Genomic DNA, 20,827 nt, shown 5'->3' with positions numbered 1-20,827 from the left:
TGCAGATAAGTCCTTCTCATAAAGCAAATCAAATTTAGATTTTGGTTGATATCCACAAGGTAGAAAAAAAAAGTAAATCACGGTACATCTACTTAACATTATTTTAACAGCTGATAAATTTTATTACGCAAAGAACTGATAATCAATTTACAAGCAAGTTAAAAAAATTCATCTTCCGGCTATAAGATACTGCAGCTGAAACTGGAACATTGTTTTCCTGTTTCCGTTTATAACATCATTACCGCTGCCGGTACTGGTTTGGCCCGGATACAAACCCTGGTGGAAGCGTCCCCAGCATGTTAACCGGCGGCTACCCTTCCACTTTATATTCAGGTAATACTGCCATCCTTCGCCATACAACTGTGATACTGCATTATCATATAGCACACTGCTTTCTGTTGCATATATCCTGCTGTTGTAACTACTCGTCTGAAAACGTGATAACCTGCCGCTTATTGTGAATGGCAAATGATTAAACCGGTAACTGGCATCCTGGTAAATCATCCATCCCCGCTGTTTATCTCCTTCCAGCCTGTAATTACTGTATTCCAACCTTGTTTTGATATCCAGTTGCCTGTTTATTTTCAGGCTCCATTGAAAACGTAGGCGCGTAGCCGTTACAGCCGCCAGTACCTTTATGGGGTTACCGGGCAGTAACAGGTTTTCTTCGCTTTGCCGGAAATTATACCTCAGCAATAAGGCCATCTTCTTACCTGGCACATAGCTACCCTGCAGGAAAAAGTCTTTTCCGTGAGAAGGCGCATTGCTCCGGTATTTCAGCCAGGGAAAATGAAAAAGATCCGCGTATCCGTCTATCTGCCATCGTGGGGTTATTTTCAATGCAACCGCAGCATATAATCCCTGTTCGTTAGCAGTCCGGTAGCCATCGCCGAATCCTTTGGCGTACAATGATTGGTAAGCTTTATCATAATACCTGTACACAATGGCCACATCTGCCGTTGGCGCCACGCTTGTCAGCAGGCCCTGCACCACAGCGGGCTTCCCGTTACTGCTCATAGCGGCCTCACCGAATAAGTGTACATTTCTCCAGGTACCGGAATAATCCACACTCGCGGCAGTGAGCTCACCGCCGTTAAAATCAAACTGGTTATACGGCGCCAGTTTCTTTTGCAGGACCGGCTTTAAATGATGACTGGTTACATTCGCGCCCAGCTGCCATCTTGCAGCATGGTAACGGATACTGCCACCGACGCTTAGCTGTTGCACCTGTCCGCGTTTGGCTGCTTCTGTTACCGTACGGTGATAACCGCTGCTGATGATACTGGCTGCGGTCACCTCATCCATCAGAGTATCCGTGCCTGCATCCTGTTTACGAAGCGAAACAAAGGTTGTCAGCTCCCAACGCCGCTGCGCCAGCGTAATAGCTGCTCCCCTGAAGAAATAAAATTCCCCTGCCGATGTATATGGCCGCAACACTTCCCCTTCCCGCTTTACCTGCATCACAGCAGCTCCTTTACCATAGGCCTGGCCCTGCCAGTTCAGTAATCCCTGACCTATGTTCACGGTATAGTCGCCCAATGCAAACGCTTTCACCTTCCCATAGTTCCGGATAAAAATATGTGCACTGTAAAAATCGAATCCCTGTTTCTGTGCACCTTTAAAGAAAGCTTCTCCGGCATCTTTCTCCATTACTATCCCCCAGCTCATGTATCGCGGGAAACTATAACGGTAACGCATAAACACTTTATCCGGGCTTCCCCTGTAAGCAGGCAAAGTACTGTCGGTATGCATATAACCTTTTGCTTTCTCCCCTGCACGGCTATATCGTAGTAACAATGAATGATCCCCTTTACGCACATAGTCCTTCAGGGTATAATGAGGAGCCAGGTCATTGCCCACCTCTACATATGGAAGTATACGCCTGATCACATCCGGCTCAAACCCAGGCACTGCCTGTAATTCATAAATGCTCAGCAGATCTCCCAGTAAAGCCCGGTACTGCAAAAACCGACTGATCTGTAAAGGCGTCAGCAAACCGATCGACTGTAACGTTGCTTCATCTGCACTGTTCAACCTGATCTTATGCCGCTCTAAGGCATTTAACGTTTGCCACTGGGCATCATCCTCTGATACCATTTCCGTTCCAGCTGTTTCCCGTTCCAGGTTATTCTCTGCAGCAGGAGACAATACTTCTTCCTGCTGACGCGCGTATGCTTCGCTACCCGCCAGCAGCAATAACAAACAGGTGGCAATGCCTCCCATCATCAAACGGTTAGTGCCCATATCAATAACACCGGATATAACTTCGGGGTACATATAAAACCGCCTCGCCCGCAGCGTAAAGATTTTCCACATCATTCTGTTGGTGACGAAGGTGAAAGCTGCCATACCAGGGAAGTAGCGGGTGTAATGCCAAGCTGCGGATGAAACGCGGCAGCAATATCTATCCGTAGTGACCTTAGAAATAAAATCACCGCCGCATTATTGTAAGCGGCGCCGGATGCAACACCTATTTCCAGGGCCAGTTGCCGGATAATACGGTAATAGGCAGATGCCTTTACGGTTGTAAAAGTACCCATGCCAATCACTTCGCCGGTCAGCAGGAAATCGCGCGATGCTTCAAATCCCAGGCCACCGCTGTACACAATAGCCGCATCGGCTGGTTTGTACACATGCAATCCTCCATGCCACTGCTCACTGATATGCCAGAGCAATCCCCCATCCACGCTGATTTTCGCTGTGCTCCCAAATCCCTGCACACTAATGGTTTCATAATTGAACTGCAACCCGATACCAGCCTTCTTTCCCACCTGCATACCATAGGCACCGCTCATTCGCTGCTGATGCCAGGCAGTATTACCCAACCGTGCAATACTGCCGCCGAATGCACCTCTGTGAACAGGAACAGCTATCATCGCCACATATAGAGACGCATCCTTCAACATAAACCTGTTCTCTGCATAAATACCTGCACACAAAGAAGACAAACACGATAATCCTGCCGGGTTGGACCAGGCAGACAACAACTGCTGGAAATGACGGCTGTAACTGCCGCTACCGGTATACTTTCCTACCGGTGTTAATAAAGATTGCGCATACAGCAACGATATCCACCACGTGAATAAAAAGGTCAGCAATAACTGTTTCATCAGGGAATTGGGTTTAACAATAAAATCAGCCGGCAAACAGGTTAACAATATCTCACCGGCGACTACAAAAATAAACAGCTGAAATAAGAGAAGTGTTAATGAAACATAAACACCGTGGATGTTGTCTGACTCAGGATTATGATGATTACGCTGATTTAACTGGGGAATGGCAACAGGATTTTAAAGATGCAATTCGTGGTTAGCTTGCAGGGATATATAAATAAGAGGCTACGTTTTCATACGTACACCGATTCTATATCTCATAGCAACTAAATCTCAAACATCTTGTACTTATCTAGATCATTGAATTTTGTGATCTATTTTGTTTATTTCACCCGAAGCATGTACTTTCATGAAAGTCTGTTTGAGAACTAAATTTTAATGATTAACCCGCACCCCTAGTAACATGTTAAAGATTGTTATGAGACCCCTTAAGTCGGCGATGCCTGTACTTCTTCTGTTGGTTTTAGCTATATCCGGCTGCCAAAAAAATTCTTCTGAATTAGCCCAAAATCGACCAACCGATATTTCAGTTAAAGAAGCGAAAAATTGGCTTTCGTTAGGACCATCAGGAATTCAACCGGTGCTAAAGCAACGACCTAACCCTGGAATTCCGGATTGGGGAAACGCCCAGTTTTTTAAGTTTCAAGATAAATCAAGCATTTTAAAAGTGCCATTAATCGGTTATAATCTTCCAGTCGGCTACCGGGACATTTTGTTTCAAAAAGATTCAAATGGGATTGTCTTAGGAGCTATTCAGGAAGTACGGCCGGTTAAAGCATATCTGACTGCAAAAGGTCGGGAGGGAGATGAAAACATGAGGCAATTTGTGACCAATGGGGATTTTACTGGTGACATAATTATTTTTGATCCATTTGACAACGTTCCTCTCAGGGGCAGACGTTTTAAAGATGGCCTTGTGACTGGTGACCTGAAATACAAATCACGGGCTTTGATGGTGGATGATCCCATAGATCCGCCGAAGCCAAAGAAAAAACCAGGAGGTCTTGATGATGATGGTCCAGGCTTTGAAATTGACCTCCCTCCAGTGGAAGTGACCGCACCCGGACCGCGTACTCCAAGTACTCCTGGTACTAATATTCCTTTTCCTTCAGAGCCGGTACTGCCTAAGCCTGGCGGGCCGGTTACTCCTAATAATCCAATGCCTATAGGGGGCGGAGGGAGTGGTACCCATACCAGCGTTTTTGATATTGCAAATAAATTAACAACACCGTGTTTTAAAACTATATTCTCAGAAATACAATCTAAAACATTGCAAAATACAATTAGTAAAATGCTTAATAAACTTTTTGGAAGCACGGATGTCATAAATTTGGATATTGAAGAAGGTAAATTAAAACAGGGGGTTGATGGAGATACAAGAGATATGGGTACCTCACGAGGATACAGAGCAATAGGGATTACCTTAAATACCAGTGAGCTTCAAAATGCCTCGAAAGAATATATTGCCGCAACAATCCTTCATGAAGCTGTTCATGGTATTAACTCAATAATTGAAGCCAATAAGAAATATAAAACTGGTACATTAGGGACGAAATGTAATTAATAATAATCGGAGACTCTTATGAAAACATTTTGCATCTTAATCTTATTATCTTGCTTTGGTAGAATTATGGTAACTGCCCAAAACAAAGAGACAATGTATCAGGCAGAATTTGATACTTTGGCTAAAAAAACAATACGTAATTTCAGAATTCCCAGAGATGTTGCAGAATCCTGCAAATCTTCTGTTATCGCATTTATTATTAGAATTGATAGGAAATTAAACAAAAACATCGCTATAAAGAAAGAAATTCAATTCTCAAAAAATTTTCCCATAGAGCTTAAAAACGATATATTAAATAACCTTGTGATTTTAGAATCCATAAAATGGGAAAAGCTGTTTCCTAGCATAAAAAGTAGTGGTACTTACTCATTCCTTGTACCAATGGTTTATTATTTAAGTACTGACTGTAATGAGAGAATAAATTCTGGGGAGTTTGCAGACATTGTTAATGCTGGACTATCTTTTGATAAATATCCGCAACATTCATTATTTTTTCTTAAGCCTTTAGTCATTTCTATAAGTAAACCAATACCGTAGATTAGTTGGAAATATACTTTACTTATCCTTTAAGGCAATGCTTAATGCTGCTATCTCTAATCAACTTAAAAGCTGGGTAGCCAGGACTGTTAACTCGTTGGGGGATAATGAGCTATCACCAAAAGATCCCTTAAATTCTCAGAGAACGCTCCCGAAGAGTTTAAAGATAATCTGTTGAAATTGCAGCAAGCTGATGTTAAATGGTCTGCATTCCTGCATGGGCAACCTTCACGGAAAAGGTATGATTTACTACTTACTGTCTATATAATAATAGATTCAGTTCATTTTGTATTTGCAGCCCCGGAAAATGGTCTTGTGACAGCGAATTATTTTACACAGATTTATAATTTCAATGATACGAATTATGACTTAAGTTCAGCTATTTTCGACCTCCTATTGTCATGAATGCTTCGAATATAGAAATAGATGAGAGTCAACGACTAGACACTAATGATATCCGCAAAGCATTATCACACACCTAAGTTATATTATGAATTCAAAGGGAGTGATTGGATTTTTTATCTGCTTCATTTTTCTAATTAAAACTGCTTAGGTGGGTCTTTTGTTGCAAATGCCAATGATCTTTATCCTGGAATATTTCAATTTGGAGAAGTCGACTTGATAAGTGAAAAAGGTTATGCATGGATCCGGACTACCACTGCAGAAAACTGAAAGTAAAATGGTACCAGGTAGCACGCAACTTCATTGGTAACGATCAGATATGTTTTCACAATGCTTATGTTTAATGACCTCAGTGTTAGTGGAACAAAATTGAAGGTCCTAATCCACTCCTTCTTTACTGCTATTTAAAGTAGCTGAATATTACAATATACAATGACAATACTCTGGTAAGTTTAAGCGCCTGTTTAAAAATTAAAGGATGGGAAATTAGAAAAAAGTAAGCAACAACAAGTACTTCTTTGGAGGGTATGGATGATGCGCTAACTTTACTGCAACAGAATTTTAAAGATGCTATTCGTCGTGAGCTTACTTCTAAAAAGGAAGTTACAGTGCCAAATGGACTACCATGATTAAATTGATTATATAGCTTTCTTTTACTCTCAGCATATCCCATAAAAAAAGGTTGTTTCCCTGATAAAGAAACAACCTTCTATAATTTCACAAAACCCGCCAATCATCTACTCAAAAACAAAAAAACATTCAAATCCCCAAAAATCAAATCATCGTAATCATCAAAATCCTGAGTCAGAAAAAATCCGCGCACACATCAGAACAAACCGTACAACTGGGAATCGATCCTCGAAATAATTTCTCCCAGGTCCTCATCGCTCTCAGGGAATTTGTTCTTATCAATATCAATGATCAGTAATGGTCCTTCGTTATACTTTTCAATCCAATTATTGTAATATTCGTTCAGGCGTTTCAGGTAGTCGAGGCGGATATTTTCCTCGTACTCCCTTCCCCTTTTCTGTATCTGCGCTACCAGCGTGGGAACGGATGCCTGCAGGTAAATCAGCAGGTCCGGTGGCTTCACCATGCTTTTCAGCGTTTCAAAAAAATTGAAATAGTTATCAAAATCACGTTTGGTCATCAACCCCATTTCATAAAGGTTAGGCGCAAAAATATGTGCATCTTCATAAATGGTCCTGTCCTGGATCACCGTTTCTTTCCCGTTCTGCACTTCCAGCAACTGTTTCAACCTTCCGTTCAGGAAATATACCTGCAGGTTGAAAGACCAGCGGGGCATATCTTCATAAAAGTCGTTCAGGTAAGGGTTGTGCTCTACATCTTCATACTGGGGATGCCATTTGTAATGCCTGCACAACATTTCTGTGAGCGTGGTTTTGCCGGCGCCGATATTGCCGGCGATGGCGATATGTTTGATCTTATGCTGTTTTGCCATGCGATATGAAGTGGTTAATACTGAAAATAGCTACAGTTGGCGACTTTTTCAATAATAATTTATTCCAATTAGTTTTTTCGCCTGTTGCAAAGTTTGTGCCGCATTCGCCCTGGCCTTTTCTGCACCGGCTTTCATAATCTTCTTCAGGTAGTCGGTATCACGCTGCAGCTCTTTCGACCGCTCCCGGATAGGCGATATAAATTTCACCATATCTTCTCCCAACTGCTTTTTCAGATCCCCGAACCGGATATTGCCCTTATTATTCCATTCAGATTCATAGAACGGCGGCGCATCCGGGGCAGACACCAGTTTCATCAGATCCAGCAGGTTCTGTACCGTTTCAGGTATAGGTGCGCCCGGCTCACCGGAGCCGCTGTCTGTTTTAGCTTTTTTGATCTTGTTGATGATCTTATCATCCTCATCTGCCAGGTATAAGGTAGCCAGTTCATTCTCACTTTTACTCATTTTACCATTGCCATCCAAACTGGGGATACGTACCAGGCTGTCACCATAATTGAATGCCTCCGGCTCAGGGAACAGGTCACCATAACGGTGATTGAACCGCTGGGCGAAGTTACGCGCCATTTCCAGGTGCTGCCCCTGGTCCTTGCCCACCGGCACTTTTACCGCACGCTGGATCAGGATGTCCACGCTCATGAGCACGGGATAAGTAAGCAGCCCCGCGTTCACATTCTGCGGCTGCAGCCGCACTTTATCTTTAAAGGTAGGCACCTTTTCCAGCTCGCCCACATAGGCCAGCATATTCATAAGCAGGTACAGCTCCGCTATTTCAGGGATGTCGCTCTGTACATACAGTGATACTTTCTCAGGATCCAGTCCTGATGCAATATTCTCCGCCAATACCCGCATTACATTCCCGGGAAGATCCTTCGGATCAGGATGGGTGGTCAGCGAATGCCAGTCTGCCACAAAAAAATAGCAGTTAAACTCGTCCTGCATCCGGATATAATTACGGATAGCGCCAAAATAATTGCCTAAATGCAAATAACCGGTAGGGCGTATGCCGCTTACCACAATTTCTTTTTCAGTAGCCATAACAGGGCGCAATTTAAAGAATAGCTTTTAGCTTTTAGCCATTCACAACAGGCTGTTTTGTAAAAAAAACGCCAAAAGCCAAAAGCAGATGATCAAAAGCACTTTATTCTGTCCGTTTATCCCTAATTTTGAGATACTATCATATTTACCATTTATATTTCATTATCTTTTGATTTAATTTGATTATGGAAGTGAACGACGTACTGGTGCAGCAGCTGGCCGATCTGGCCCGGTTGGAATTCAATGACCAGGAGAAGATTGAAATACGGGGAGACCTCCAAAGGATGATCACCTTTGTGGAGAAACTCAATGAACTGGATACGACCAACGTAAAACCATTACTTCATCTGACAGATGATTATAATGTTTTCAGGGAAGATAAGGTAATACCCGTGATCACCCGTGAAGAAGCTCTGAAAAACGCGCCTTCCGCCACGGAGGAATACTTTAAAGTACCGAAAATAATAAAGAAATAACCCACATGGAAAAGTCCGTCATACACCTGGAAGAAATCAGGAAAAGCTATTTTCTCGGTAAAAATGAATTACCGGTACTAAAAGGCGTATCGCTGGACATCTTCAAAAATGAATACGTAGCGCTCATGGGCCCCTCCGGCTCCGGGAAATCTACCCTCATGAACATCCTCGGATGTCTCGACACTCCTACCGCAGGGAAATATGTTCTCAGCGGACATGATGTGAGCAAAATGGAAGATAACGATCTGGCCCTTGTTCGCGGCAAGGAAATAGGCTTCGTATTCCAGCAGTTCAACCTCATGCCCCGCCTTACCGCCCTGGAAAATGTAGCTATCCCGCTCATCTATGCAGGCATAAGCAAAAAGGAAAGAGACGAAAGAGCCATCGCCATGCTGGAAAAAGTAGGTCTTGGCGAACGCTATAAACACAAACCCAATGAGCTTTCCGGCGGACAGTGTCAACGCGTGGCCATCGCCCGCGCCCTGGTAAACAATCCATCCCTCATCCTTGCCGATGAGCCCACCGGTAACCTCGACTCTAAAACATCCGTGGAAATCATGGAGATCTTTGGTACCATCCATGCCTCCGGTAATACCGTAGTACTGGTTACCCATGAAGAGGATATTGCCGACCACGCCCGCCGTGTTATCCGCCTCCGTGACGGCGTTATCGAATCAGACCGTATCAACGAAAAAGTACACGCGTAAAATATCAGTTACAAACAACGGCACATTACAGGCATCTCAGCGATCCATAACACCTCGGCTGAGGTGATCCGTAATGCCGTTATTCGTAATTTGCAGACCAAGCAACACCAACACCCATGTCTTTCAAAATATATACTAAAACAGGCGATAAGGGCAAAACATCCCTCATTGGCGGTACCAAAGTACCCAAGAGCGATGTCCGCATCGATGCCTACGGCACCGTGGATGAGCTCAATTCCTACATCGGCCTGGTAAACGATTACATCGCCGACCAGGATACCAAAAACCTGCTCCGCGAAATACAGGACCGCCTCTTTACCATAGGCGCCGCACTGGCCTGCGACCCCGACAAGGAAACCAAACTGAAAATACCGGACCTCCACGAAGCGGATATTACCCTCCTGGAAAAAAGCATCGACCAGATGAATGAGGAGCTCCCTGTCATGAAGTCGTTCATCCTTCCCGGCGGCCATGTAGCCGTATCCACCTGCCACATCGCCCGCTGCGTATGCCGCCGCACAGAACGCCTCTGCGTAGGCATGCAGGAACACGATATGTTCATTGAGCCCCTGGTACTGAAATATATTAACCGCCTCAGCGATTATCTTTTTGTACTTGCCCGCTGGACCGGCCACAAACTGGGTGCAGCTGAAATCCCCTGGAAACCCCGGGTATAGAAAATTGCTTAAATTTGCCAAATGTTTACAGGAATCATAGAAACACTAGCAGAAGTAGTATCTACCAGGAAAGAAGGCGGCAACCTGGTGATCACGATACAAACGCCACTGGCAGCCGAATTGAAAGTAGACCAGAGCGTATCGCATAACGGCGTTTGCTTAACCGTTACCAACATCAATGGCAATACCTACGAAACCGTAGCGGTAGATGAAACCCTGCAAAAAACAAATCTCGGCCAGCTCAGCCCCACTCAGTTCGTAAACCTGGAAAGAGCTATGGTGTTCAACGGCCGCATCGACGGGCACCTGGTACAGGGCCATGTAGACAGTGTAGGCGAATGCCTCTCCTGCCAGGAACAGGACGGCAGCTGGCTTTACCGCTTCCGCTACCCCTCCGAATTTGCAGCGCTGATCGTGGAAAAAGGAAGCATCTGTCTCAACGGCATCAGTCTTACCGTTTTCAACGTTACCAACGATGAATTCTCCGTGGCCATCATTCCATACACTTACGAATTCACCAATATATCGAAAATAAAAACCGGCAGCCTCGTAAACCTGGAATTTGATATCCTCGGTAAATACGTGGCCAGGCAAATGGCGGTAAGGAATTAATACACCCGGCGCCTGCCGGGCGCTAAAACAAATGGAAACCGCATGCTGAAATATCTCCTGCTCTGCACCGTCCTTTTTTTTACCCTGCCGGCAAATGCACAGCAGGCAAAAGTAGCGCGCATAACAGCCTTTTATGATGCAGATGCAGTAACCGAATTGTACAACACAGCCCCACTGGGCATCCGGCTTACGTATACCGACAGCTCCACACAGCAAACAGCAGGCCTGCTGGAAGGAAACCTGCGCTGGAACAAATTAACCATAAACAGCAGCAATGGGCAGGTACAAAACGGTGTATTACGTTTTAACAGGGAACAGCTGGTGAAAGATAATTACCGTATAACCCTTACCGTTACTACACCCGACAACTCCACTCATCAGGCTTTCCTGCAACTACCCGTCATCACCGGCATACGGTTCAATCATTATGCCGACAGTATAAAACGCGATATCCGTTTTTACCTGAATGTAGAAGGAAAATTCAGCAGCGGGAAAGTATTTCCACTCGATACAAGCGCTGTCCGCTTTGCTGCTTCAGGTGGGAAATTAATTGGTCAGGATCTCTTACTACCTAAAAATGATACGGTAAAATCAGTAACAGTAGAAGCCTGGTACAAACATAACAACCGGCTTTACCTGCGCTCGGTGATCCCCGTAAAACAAGCCCCGGACGCGGACTCGCTCATTATGAAAAATACCGACGGGCTCTTTAAAAGAAAACGGAGAAATTAACTAGATCAGCATACGGGATTTCAACTCAAGATACTTGTTCACTACATTCAGTGTCAGTTGCTCCGGGGGGCTTAGCAACGACATAATACCATATTTAGCCAGCTCCTTTACAATGAGCTTCTTATCGTAAGCAAACTTCTGCGCAATGGTTTGTTTGTAAATACCTTCCACATCCTGCACGGTTTGCTCCGTAACGCGCTTCAGCTCTGTATTTTCAAAGAACACCACCAGCACCAGGTGATAACGCGCCAAACGCCGTAAAAAAGGTAACTGCCGGTGCAGGCCCGACATCGACTCAAAATTAGTATAGATCATCAGCAGCGACCGTGTGGATAAACTACCGCGCAGCTGCACGCTCAGGGCTTCATAGTCGCTCTCCTGCCATAATGTTTCCTGTGCATACAGCGTTTCAAGGATCTTGTTCACCTGTATTTTTTTATTGCTGGCTGCCAATACCTCTACTTTGCTTTCCGTAAAAGTAACCAGCCCGGCCTTATCCCCTTTGTCAACCGCCACATTACTGAACACCAGCGATGAATTGATCGCATAATCCAGCAGCGATAACCCATTGAAAGGCATCTTCATATTCCGGCCTTTATCAATGATGGAATACACCTGCTGCGATCTCTCTTCCACATAATTATTGATCATCAGGTTACCACTGCGGGCAGTGGCTTTCCAGTTCAGCATACGCACATCATCTCCTTTTGCATAGGGCTTGATGTGATCAAACTCCATACTATGGCCAATTACCCGGCATTTGTGAACGCCGAGCTCATTCAGCCGGTTCATATACGAATACAATGCATAATGCCGCAGCTGGTGAAAACTGGGATATACGCTGATGGTTTGTTCATTATTAAAAATAAACCGCCGGTTCACAATACCCAATGCGCTTCTCACAAATACATTACTATAACCAAAATTATACAGCCCCCTTTCAACAGGCCGCAATACATACCGGAAAGTATGCCCACCCCCCGCCGGCACCTTTGCCTGGAGTAAAAAATCGCGGCGCTGGAACTGCATCGGCAGCTCATCTATTACAGATACAAATACCGGGAACGGATACCGGCTCTGGAAGTCAAGCAGCACCTCGTTATCATCTCCATTACTGAAACGGTTACCGGTTTTCCGTTCCATCGATACAATGGAAGAAGGGCGCAGGATCAGCAGGATCATATCCAGCAATACAATACCCACCAGCACAATAAACGCGATCACCGCAATATTGAAAATACGCGGAACAAAAAACGAAAGGATAAACAACAGGATATTCCCTCCCAGCAGGAAGTAAAGCCTGTTGGTAAAAAAGAGTATCTGGAATAAATTATTTTTTACAGTGGCTGACATACTAATATCTTCTTGGAGATGATTATCTCGGTACCTCTATCGTTTTTACGATCTGTGCGATCACATCATCTGTTTTGATGCCTTCCATTTCTTTTTCAGGAGTAAGTATAATACGGTGGCGTAATACGTGGGGCACCATTTCCACTACATCATCAGGGATCACAAAATCACGGTTCTTCATTGCAGCAGATGCCTTGGCGCAGTTCATAACGGCAATGGATGCACGTGGTGAAGCTCCCAGGTACAGCGATGAGTTCATGCGCGTTTCGTTGATAATAGAGGCAATGTAATGAAACAGCTTTTCATCTACCACTACCTGTCTTACCAGGTTCTGGAATTCTATGATCTGCGTGGTTGTCACCACTTTGCTGATCATTTTTGTAAGATCTGTTTCTCCGTTGAAATGATGAATGCCGCGTAATACCGCTACTTCCTCTTCCAGGTTGGGATACTTCACTTCTATCTTAAACAGGAACCTGTCCAGCTGCGCTTCCGGCAACCGGTAAGTACCTTCCTGCTCAATCGGGTTTTGCGTGGCAATTACCATAAATGGCCGGTCCAGCGACCAGGTGGTGCCGTCATTGGTGATCTGCCTTTCTTCCATTACTTCAAACAGGGCCGACTGCGTTTTGGCGGGGGCGCGGTTTATTTCATCGATCAGCACCAGGTTGCTGAAAACAGGTCCCTTCTTGTATTCAAACTCCCTGGTTTGCGGGTTAAAAACAGAAGTGCCCAGTACATCCGCCGGCATCAGGTCAGGCGTAAACTGGATGCGGCTGAAATCAGCATCCACGCATTGCGCCAGCAACTTGGCAGTGAGCGTTTTGGCCACACCGGGAACACCTTCAATCAGTACATGCCCCTGGGTAAGCAAACCCGCTATCAGCAGGTCCACCATCTGGTGCTGCCCTACTATTACTTTACCTATCTGCTCCCTGATAGCTTCCACACCTTCATGCAAGGCAGAAAAATCAGTCCTGGGTTGAAATGTATTGGTATCCATTTATTGCGTGTTTATATAAAATTGTTGAATGCGGTTATAAAAGTCCTTTAGCTCTTCATCGCTTATATTTTCTTTCAGCTGAACCTGGTGCACCATATGCAGCAGCTTCCTTATATCTTCTTCCGGCATCGCCGATTTACGCGATAGCGAAGCAATGAATTCATCGTTCAGTACATTGGTGTTCAGGTAATAACGGGAACGGATATACCCCATAAAATGAACGATCATTTTATGCGCCAGGTTGTAGTTATTATGCTGTTGGTAATACAACTGGCCGATGGCATCCACAAACTCCAGCGAAGTATTGCTTACAGGAGGCCTGTCGGGAATGATCCGCTGCCGGCGCTTGCTTTCAAACACCACATACAACAGCAGCAGTGCCACGGTGAGCCATACTGCCCAGCGCATGGATGCATAACGCATCAGCACCTGCCATTCACTGAAATCGCCGGACTGCGCACTGTGCTGGCTGTTATAAAAATCATCCCAGTATACATTACTGGCGCCGTCTGCCAGGTACGACAACTGTGTTTCCAGCGCTTTTACATTATCGCGGTGTAGTAAAAAGTAGTTGGTAAAAGTATATGGATTCAGCAGCAGGTAAACGTAACCACGACTATAGGCAATGCGGATAAAGTTGGGTTTGTTTTTATAATTGTAGCCCAGAATGCTGGTGGTATTGCTGTCTACCCCTGAGAAATAACTGCCGCTTACCATACCCGGGTACCTGAAGGAAGTATCCATCGGGATGGTTTCATCTGCATACCGCTGTACTACACCTGCTTTTTTGAATTGCATGTTGCTGCTTTCCACGGTAACAAATTTCAGCGTTTTCTCCAGCAGGGGATCCGGCGTATTGACGGCAATAAACAACTCATTTCCCCGCGATACGTAGTCCAGCATAGCATCTATATCCGTCTCTGTGGTAAACAGCCGGTCGGCTACCAGGATGTATACATTATTGCGGAATTTTATTTCATTGTCTTTATCAAAAGTTCTTGCAAATGGCTTTGTTACCACCTGCACAGAATTTCTCAGGAACAGCTGCGGCAGCATTCTGAAAGCTGCATAGGCGCCTCCCGCTTTTTTATCCTTGCTGTAAAAAGATGATTGCGTCATGTCGGTAGACTGCTCATTCTTTCTGCTCGCAAAATTCCCGCTTGCCACTACCAGTACTACCAGCAGCAGCAAAACAGACAGGATCGCATATATAGGCTTCTTCTTCACGAAACTTTTCCGATTGTGTTATTAAAATCCCTGAACTCCTGGTTAATATTTCTGAAATTTTCCTCACTTACATCAAATCCTCCGTACCAGATATATTCATAGTCCAGTGTGAGTGTGGCAAATTTTTTATAATAGGGGGTACTCCGCATACTGCGCAGGTAGTCGTTGTTGGTTTTCTCTCTTCCGGGTACTATCAGCTCCCGCCCTGCCAGCTGGAATAAGGTATACAGGTACCACCAGCGGATGGCCTGCCGCGTTTCCCCGGCTGCTACTGCCGCTTTTATTTTTTCTTCGTATTCCTGCGCACTGTGCAGTTCTTCCTCATGCACCTCTGTTAAACCTTCTATTAATTTAGGTTTGCGGAAGAAGCCAATGCCATTGCTTTTCATGAACCAATATACCAGGAAGCCCAAACCCGCCAGCAACAATAGCATTACAATAATGCGGATAGTGCTGATAGCGGAAAATAAAGCAATTAAAAACCGCTGCATCCAGGAGTTATCCGGTGGAGGCTCCGGTGGTATGTCTTTATACTGCAGTTTTTTATTTTCTTTCAGTGCTTTTACCAGTGAATCCGGTACAGTGCGCAGCTCGAAGGGAGGCGCTTCCTCTTCATAATTTTCATTTGATCCGGCGGCTGTTTCTTCCGCTTCAGCGGCTGCATTTACGGTAGCAATGCTATCTTCCGTGATCCCTGCTTGCAGTAAACTGTCGTATTCTTCCTTGCTCCTGGCGGTTTGTTCATATTGCCCCATACTTTGCAGGGCCCCGCAAAGCAGCAGTAACAGCAGGCAGTATTTAATCCGGTGAAAAATATTCATGTTACTGCTTTGAAAGGATAAATGGTGTTAATACTTTCCCTTCCGCACTCAATCGATATCCTTTCTTATGCAGGTAAATGGGATAAAAAATAAAATAGCCCAGTATAAAAGCCAGTGAGCCCAGGAGGATAAAAAGACTTACCGCCAGCGGCATCTCCGTATACCTGGTTACAAAACTTTCCAGGAAAGCTGCTACAATAAATACCGGGATCAGGGTTACCATGATCTTGATACCGTCTTTAGCGCCTTTGCGAAGGGAATCCAGTCTTTTCCGCGTGCCGGGGAACAGGATGCTTTTGCCCATAATGATACCCGCGCAACCGGCAATCACGATACTGGATATTTCCAGCGTGCCATGTATCCATATCACCAGGATAGATTTCCAACCCAGCCCGTGCGAAAAGAAGATATACTGGAAAACGCCCAGCATCACGCCATTGCGCATCAACAGGTAAAGGGAACCAACACCAAGGAAAATGCCACCTAAATAGCAATAGAAAGATACCATGATATTGTTATAGGCAATCCGGAAAAACATCAGTATAGAATTGCCATCTTTATATACGCCAAAAGGATCTTTATTGGCAATATTCCGTTCGGTCATGTTTACGTATTCATCTCCCAATACGCCACGCACAAAGGTTTCATCATGTGCCGATGAAAATGCGCCGATGATACAGAACAATAAAAAGAAACAAAGCGTAAATAATAACAACCGGTGATGCTTACGGAACAACAACGGTAATTCATATTTAAAAAACAACTGGAAACGTCCTACATCTTCCTTGCGGTTCTGGTAAATGCGGTGATAAATACCTGCAGCTAAACCGTTGATATAGCGGGTTACTTTACTGAAGCTGTAAAAAGTTTTAGCGTAAGACAGATCATCTAGCAGTGATACAAATCTTTCCGCCATTTCATCAGGGTCGTCTGTCGGTTCCTCCTGGTATTTCTTCCAGCGCGACAAATTCTTTTTGATAAACAGCGATTCTCTCATAGTGAGTCCTTTCCCTTTTAAAATACAGATATCACCTACAGTAATGGGTTACTAATGGGGAAATACCGGCAAACATACTAAATCGTCTAACAATATATAAACAAATATGTAAATTTGAGTATGGCAGACATAAAAATACCGACTTCTTTCAATATAGACCTGGAATTTGAATCAGCAGATATCATGAAAAGATTCCTGGCCTGGCTCATCGATTTTGCCATCCGTGCTTTTTATTACCTGGTGGCATACATGACATTAAGTTCTTTCCGCATAGAAATGGAAGGTCATATAGGTATCTATTTCATCCTGGTGCTGCTGCCCCTGTTATTTTATTTTCCGGCCACGGAAATAGGTATGAAAGGACAAACACCCGGAAAAAAAATACTGAACCTGCAGGTGGTAAGCATGACAGGCAACCAGCCAAGCATCAGCCAGCACCTGATAAGATGGATATTCCGTATTATAGAAACGCCCCTGTACTTTTTCATGCTGGTACCAGTCATTATCCCTACCGTATCAATTGTGCGCACACCTTATAACCAGCGGCTGGGCGACCTGGTAGCCGGCACCATCGTGATCAGTACCAAAAGAAAAGGCAGTATTGAAGAAACCATCTTCCGGGATCTTTCCAACAGCGATTACAAACCGCAGTTCCCGCAGATCATGAAACTTTCCGACAGGGATATGAATAAAGTGAAAGACCTGCTGGACCGCGCACTGAAGGCAAATGATGAGGATCTCGCAGGCAGGGTGGCAATGAGGGTGAAGGAAGTGCTGCATATTGAATCGGAACTCCCCAATACGTATTTCCTCGAAACAGTGCTGAATGATTATAATTATTATACTACTAAAGAGCATTAAAAAAGGCGACTGAGTTTCAGCCGCCTTTCTTTAATGCCAATTATTTTGATCAGGCCGTTTTTCCTATCGAATTCAGATCATCGTTCACATTGTTGAAACGGGTAGGATCACCTGCAGGACCTTTGTACACAATAGTGCGGTCGAATGCCAGGATCGGGTAAAACACGATAGGCAATAATACCAGCCCTACTGTAAACCCTTCTGTTTTACCGAAACTTTTACTGAGCAGGTTGGTAGCCCAGATCCCCCAGATGATACCGATGTAGGGAATACACATCAGGATCACCCAATACCAGGGCTTGCCAATGATTTGCGTAAGCACATAAACGTTGTAGATAGGGATAATTGCTTTCCAGCCTTCCTGGCCTGCTTTCTCGAATACTTTCCACATGCAGATGACAAAAAAGACGAGAAACGCTAAACAGATAATCAAAAATACGCCACTGAACATGGCGCCGAAGGCACTGCTGCTTTCATAACTTGTTTCCATAATTGAGGTTTAAGTGGTTTGTAAAATGAATGACAATATAATTTGGGATACGTTCACTTTCCAAATATATATAATTTTTCCCATTACATAGCGTAATCAGTATTAACCTCCAAAGAATACGTATTCCTACGGTTTTAAAAAATATTTCAACATTTCCATTTCTAATATTTGGATATTCAGTGCTTTATATTACCTTTGCAACCGGCAAGTCTTATACGACCAGCTCCTACTGAACTCCCCCAGGACAGGAATGTAGCAAGGGTAGGTGGTTGTAGCGGTGCGATATAAGTAACTTGCCTTTTTTTCTTTGTTTTATTGTCATTAGTTGCTTGTCAATAGTATTCTGGTTGCTATTTTCTCCACCTCTTTCACTAATGACAGCATCTCCACAAACGCTCATTTCCTGACAACTAATTTATCATAGTATGAAATTCTTTATCGATACAGCTAATCTGGCGCAAATCAAAGAAGCTCATGATCTTGGCGTTCTGGATGGTGTAACCACCAATCCCTCCCTGATGGCCAAAGAAGGTATCAAAGGCGACGCTGCAATTATTAAACATTACGAAGACATCTGCGAAATAGTAGATGGCGATGTAAGTGCAGAAGTGCTCTCTACCGATTTTAATTCTATCATTGAAGAAGGTAAAAAACTGGCCGCTATTCACCCGAACATCGTGGTGAAAGTGCCTATGATAAAAGATGGTGTAAAAGCCATCAAATGGTTTACTGACAATGGTATCAGAACCAACTGTACCCTGGTGTTCTCTGCAGGTCAGGCCATCCTGGCTGCAAAAGCAGGCGCAGCTTACGTTTCTCCCTTCATTGGCCGTATAGACGATACCAACTGGGATGGCGTGGAACTGATCGCCCAGATTGCACAGATCTACAGCTTACAGGGTTATAAAACCGAAATCCTGGCTGCCTCTATCCGTAGCGCTCTTCACATTGTGAAATGTGCTGAAGTGGGCGCCGACGTATGTACCTGCCCGTTAGATTCTATTCTCGGCCTGCTAAAACATCCGTTAACAGATATCGGTCTCGCTAAATTCCTGGAAGACGCAAAGAAAATGTAGTCTCAATATTTTTTAGATGGTGTATCCCCGGTGCAGTAATTGCGCCGGGGATTTTTTTTCCCTCGGGGAGATGATCATGTTTTGTTGGATAATTTATCTAAATTCAATAATAATATCCACGTAAACCCGGTAATATATAAATGAAAAGCTAATGGGAAAATATATTCTTTCGCTGGATCAGGGCACCACCAGCTCCCGCGCCATTATTTTTGACCACGATGGCAGCATCAAAGCGGTTGCCCAGAAAGAATTCAAACAGATATTCCCCCAACCCGGATGGGTAGAACATGATGCAATGGAAATCTGGACCTCACAGGCCAGCGTAGCCGCTGAAGCCATCCTCAAATTAAGAGTGTCCGGAGAAAACATTGCAGCCATCGGTATCACCAACCAACGCGAAACCACCATCGTATGGGACAAACGCACCGGCAAACCCATACATAACGCCATTGTATGGCAGGACAGGCGCACTGCGGCCTATTGCGACACCCTTATCAAAGAAGGTAAGGAACAACTGATTAAAGATAAAACCGGCCTGCGCATCGACGCATACTTCTCCGGTACTAAAATAAAATGGATCCTCGATAACGTGCCGGACGCCCGCAGGAAAGCAGACAACGGCGAGCTCGCATTTGGTACGGTAGACAGCTGGCTCGTATGGAACTTCTCCAACGGAAAACTGCATATCACAGACGTAAGCAACGCTTCCCGCACTTTGTTATTTAACATCCATGATATGCAATGGGACCAGGAACTCCTGGATCTCTTTGATATTCCAGCCTCCATGTTGCCGGAAGTAAAGCAATCCAGCGAAGTGTATGGTTACTCCGAAGCTAACCTTACCCCCTACCGTATTCCCATCGCCGGTATTGCCGGCGACCAGCAGGCTGCCCTGTTCGGGCAGTTATGCACACAACCCGGCATGCTCAAAAACACCTATGGCACCGGTTGTTTTATGGTGCTGAATACCGGCGATAAGCCCATTCCTTCCAAAAACAACCTGCTTACCACCGTAGCCTGGAAAATCAATGGCAAAACCACTTACGCGCTGGAAGGCAGTATCTTTATTGGCGGCGCTGTTGTGCAATGGCTCCGTGATGGCCTTGGTATTATCCGCCACTCCGCAGATGTAGAAAAACTGGCCGCTACCGTGCCTCACAGCGATGGAGTATACCTCGTGCCCGCATTTGCCGGCCTGGGCGCCCCTTACTGGAACCAGCATGCACGCGGTACCATGGTAGGCCTCACCCGCGGCTCTACCGCCGCTCATATTGCCCGCGCTGCGCTCGATAGCATCGCCTTTCAAACAATGGATGTCATGAAAGCAATGGAAGCGGATGCCGGTATGCCCATCTCCGAACTAAGAGTTGATGGAGGCGCTACAAAAAATAACCTGCTCATGCAATTCCAGGCCGATCTGCTCAATGTAAGAGTGGTTCGCCCCACCATTACAGAAACCACCGCACTGGGAGCAGCATATCTTGCAGGGCTTGCCATCGGCTTCTGGGACAGCATCGACACCATTGCGCAGCAATGGAAAATAGATGCCACCTTCGACGCTGCGATGGAGCCTGCTGAAAACAAACGGTTGTGCAGTGAATGGAAACGCGCCATCAGGGCAGCCCAGGCATGGACCGAAGAATAACATTTACCCACGCTTA

20 protein-coding genes and 1 other RNA gene are annotated in these 20,827 nt (G+C 44.9%); 11 read left to right on the top strand and 10 right to left on the bottom strand.

Annotated elements, in window-relative coordinates; translation table 11 throughout:
* Positions 1 to 168: 168 nt before the first annotated feature.
* Positions 169 to 2,349 (bottom strand): ComEA family DNA-binding protein, encoded by a 2,181-nt coding sequence (locus FN124_RS17450; protein WP_142686055.1) that lies wholly within the window; start codon positions 2,347 to 2,349, stop codon positions 169 to 171.
* On the bottom strand, positions 2,316 to 3,110 hold the full coding sequence (locus FN124_RS17445; RefSeq protein WP_142686054.1) for a hypothetical protein: 795 nt from the start codon (positions 3,108 to 3,110) through the stop codon (positions 2,316 to 2,318). Before FN124_RS17445 ends, FN124_RS17450 begins: the two co-directional genes overlap by 34 nt.
* Before the next feature lie 406 nt (positions 3,111 to 3,516).
* On the opposite strand from FN124_RS17445, the gene FN124_RS17440 reads away from it, so the two are divergent.
* Together FN124_RS17440 and FN124_RS17435 are read left to right on the top strand one after the other, a co-directional pair.
* Complete coding sequence (locus FN124_RS17440; protein WP_142686053.1) at positions 3,517 to 4,677, top strand: hypothetical protein; 1,161 nt, start codon at positions 3,517 to 3,519, stop codon at positions 4,675 to 4,677.
* Positions 4,678 to 4,695: 18 nt separating this feature from the next.
* Positions 4,696 to 5,214: a hypothetical protein gene (locus tag FN124_RS17435; protein WP_142686052.1), complete on the top strand. Its 519-nt coding sequence runs from the start codon at positions 4,696 to 4,698 to the stop codon at positions 5,212 to 5,214.
* Between the two features lie 1,228 nt (positions 5,215 to 6,442).
* Here FN124_RS17435 and FN124_RS17430 read toward each other — a convergent pair.
* Both FN124_RS17430 and trpS read right to left on the bottom strand, forming a co-directional pair.
* Positions 6,443 to 7,078 carry a deoxynucleoside kinase gene (locus FN124_RS17430; RefSeq protein ID WP_142686051.1) on the bottom strand — a complete coding sequence of 212 codons (636 nt, stop codon included), beginning with the start codon at positions 7,076 to 7,078 and terminating at the stop codon, positions 6,443 to 6,445.
* A 48-nt stretch (positions 7,079 to 7,126) separates the two neighbouring features.
* The gene (gene trpS, locus FN124_RS17425) at positions 7,127 to 8,134 is read right to left on the bottom strand and encodes a tryptophan--tRNA ligase (RefSeq protein ID WP_142686050.1); all 1,008 of its coding nucleotides are present in this window, start codon (positions 8,132 to 8,134) and stop codon (positions 7,127 to 7,129) included.
* Between the two features lie 185 nt (positions 8,135 to 8,319).
* Here trpS and gatC point away from each other — a divergent pair, with 185 nt between their 5' ends.
* The 5 genes from gatC (at position 8,320) to FN124_RS17400 (ending at position 11,338) form a co-directional block, all read left to right on the top strand.
* Complete coding sequence (gatC, locus tag FN124_RS17420) at positions 8,320 to 8,610, top strand: Asp-tRNA(Asn)/Glu-tRNA(Gln) amidotransferase subunit GatC (protein WP_142686049.1); 291 nt, start codon at positions 8,320 to 8,322, stop codon at positions 8,608 to 8,610.
* A gap of 5 nt (positions 8,611 to 8,615) precedes the next feature.
* Complete coding sequence (locus FN124_RS17415) at positions 8,616 to 9,317, top strand: ABC transporter ATP-binding protein (RefSeq protein ID WP_142686048.1); 702 nt, start codon at positions 8,616 to 8,618, stop codon at positions 9,315 to 9,317.
* A 116-nt stretch (positions 9,318 to 9,433) separates the two neighbouring features.
* A complete protein-coding gene (locus FN124_RS17410) occupies positions 9,434 to 9,994 on the top strand; it encodes a cob(I)yrinic acid a,c-diamide adenosyltransferase (protein ID WP_142686047.1) in 561 nt (186 codons plus the stop codon).
* A 21-nt stretch (positions 9,995 to 10,015) separates the two neighbouring features.
* Positions 10,016 to 10,606, top strand: coding sequence for a riboflavin synthase (locus tag FN124_RS17405; RefSeq protein WP_142686046.1), 591 nt, complete (start codon positions 10,016 to 10,018; stop codon positions 10,604 to 10,606).
* 42 nt (positions 10,607 to 10,648) lie between these two features.
* Positions 10,649 to 11,338 carry a hypothetical protein gene (locus FN124_RS17400; RefSeq protein ID WP_142686045.1) on the top strand — a complete coding sequence of 230 codons (690 nt, stop codon included), beginning with the start codon at positions 10,649 to 10,651 and terminating at the stop codon, positions 11,336 to 11,338.
* Here FN124_RS17400 and FN124_RS17395 read toward each other — a convergent pair whose 3' ends face one another.
* From FN124_RS17395 to FN124_RS17375, 5 genes are read right to left on the bottom strand one after another with little or no spacing between them, the layout of a single operon-like run.
* A complete protein-coding gene (locus FN124_RS17395; RefSeq protein WP_142686044.1) occupies positions 11,339 to 12,691 on the bottom strand; it encodes a DUF58 domain-containing protein in 1,353 nt (450 codons plus the stop codon).
* A 22-nt stretch (positions 12,692 to 12,713) separates the two neighbouring features.
* Entirely contained in the window at positions 12,714 to 13,694 is a 981-nt protein-coding gene (locus FN124_RS17390; protein ID WP_142686043.1) for an AAA family ATPase, read from the bottom strand.
* A complete protein-coding gene (locus FN124_RS17385) occupies positions 13,695 to 14,921 on the bottom strand; it encodes a DUF4350 domain-containing protein (protein WP_142686042.1) in 1,227 nt (408 codons plus the stop codon). It abuts the gene before it with no gap.
* Positions 14,918 to 15,742, bottom strand: a complete 825-nt coding sequence (locus FN124_RS17380; protein ID WP_142686041.1) for a DUF4129 domain-containing protein — start codon at positions 15,740 to 15,742, stop codon at positions 14,918 to 14,920. The genes FN124_RS17385 and FN124_RS17380 overlap by 4 nt, the downstream gene beginning before the upstream one ends.
* A gap of 1 nt (position 15,743) precedes the next feature.
* Positions 15,744 to 16,739 carry a stage II sporulation protein M gene (locus FN124_RS17375; protein WP_142686040.1) on the bottom strand — a complete coding sequence of 332 codons (996 nt, stop codon included), beginning with the start codon at positions 16,737 to 16,739 and terminating at the stop codon, positions 15,744 to 15,746.
* Positions 16,740 to 16,859: 120 nt separating this feature from the next.
* On the opposite strand from FN124_RS17375, the gene FN124_RS17370 reads away from it, so the two are divergent.
* Entirely contained in the window at positions 16,860 to 17,600 is a 741-nt protein-coding gene (locus tag FN124_RS17370; protein ID WP_142686039.1) for an RDD family protein, read from the top strand.
* 49 nt (positions 17,601 to 17,649) lie between these two features.
* Here the strand turns inward: FN124_RS17370 and FN124_RS17365 are convergent, their stop codons facing one another.
* A complete protein-coding gene (locus tag FN124_RS17365) occupies positions 17,650 to 18,090 on the bottom strand; it encodes a DUF5684 domain-containing protein (RefSeq protein ID WP_260607480.1) in 441 nt (146 codons plus the stop codon).
* Positions 18,091 to 18,292: 202 nt separating this feature from the next.
* On the opposite strand from FN124_RS17365, the gene ffs reads away from it, so the two are divergent.
* From ffs to glpK, 3 genes are all read left to right on the top strand, one after another.
* An RNA gene (gene ffs, locus FN124_RS17360) (signal recognition particle sRNA small type) lies at positions 18,293 to 18,392 on the top strand.
* A gap of 123 nt (positions 18,393 to 18,515) precedes the next feature.
* A complete protein-coding gene (gene fsa / locus FN124_RS17355) occupies positions 18,516 to 19,166 on the top strand; it encodes a fructose-6-phosphate aldolase (protein WP_142686038.1) in 651 nt (216 codons plus the stop codon).
* 151 nt (positions 19,167 to 19,317) lie between these two features.
* Complete coding sequence (glpK, locus tag FN124_RS17350; protein WP_142686037.1) at positions 19,318 to 20,811, top strand: glycerol kinase GlpK; 1,494 nt, start codon at positions 19,318 to 19,320, stop codon at positions 20,809 to 20,811.
* Positions 20,812 to 20,827: the final 16 nt, after the last annotated feature.

This window comes from Chitinophaga polysaccharea (assembly GCF_902150045.1).
GTDB classification, from domain to species: Bacteria; Bacteroidota; Bacteroidia; order Chitinophagales; family Chitinophagaceae; genus Chitinophaga; species Chitinophaga polysaccharea_A.
The sequence above is the reverse complement of the archived record's forward strand: the minus strand, read 5'-3'. Positions and strand labels throughout refer to the sequence as shown.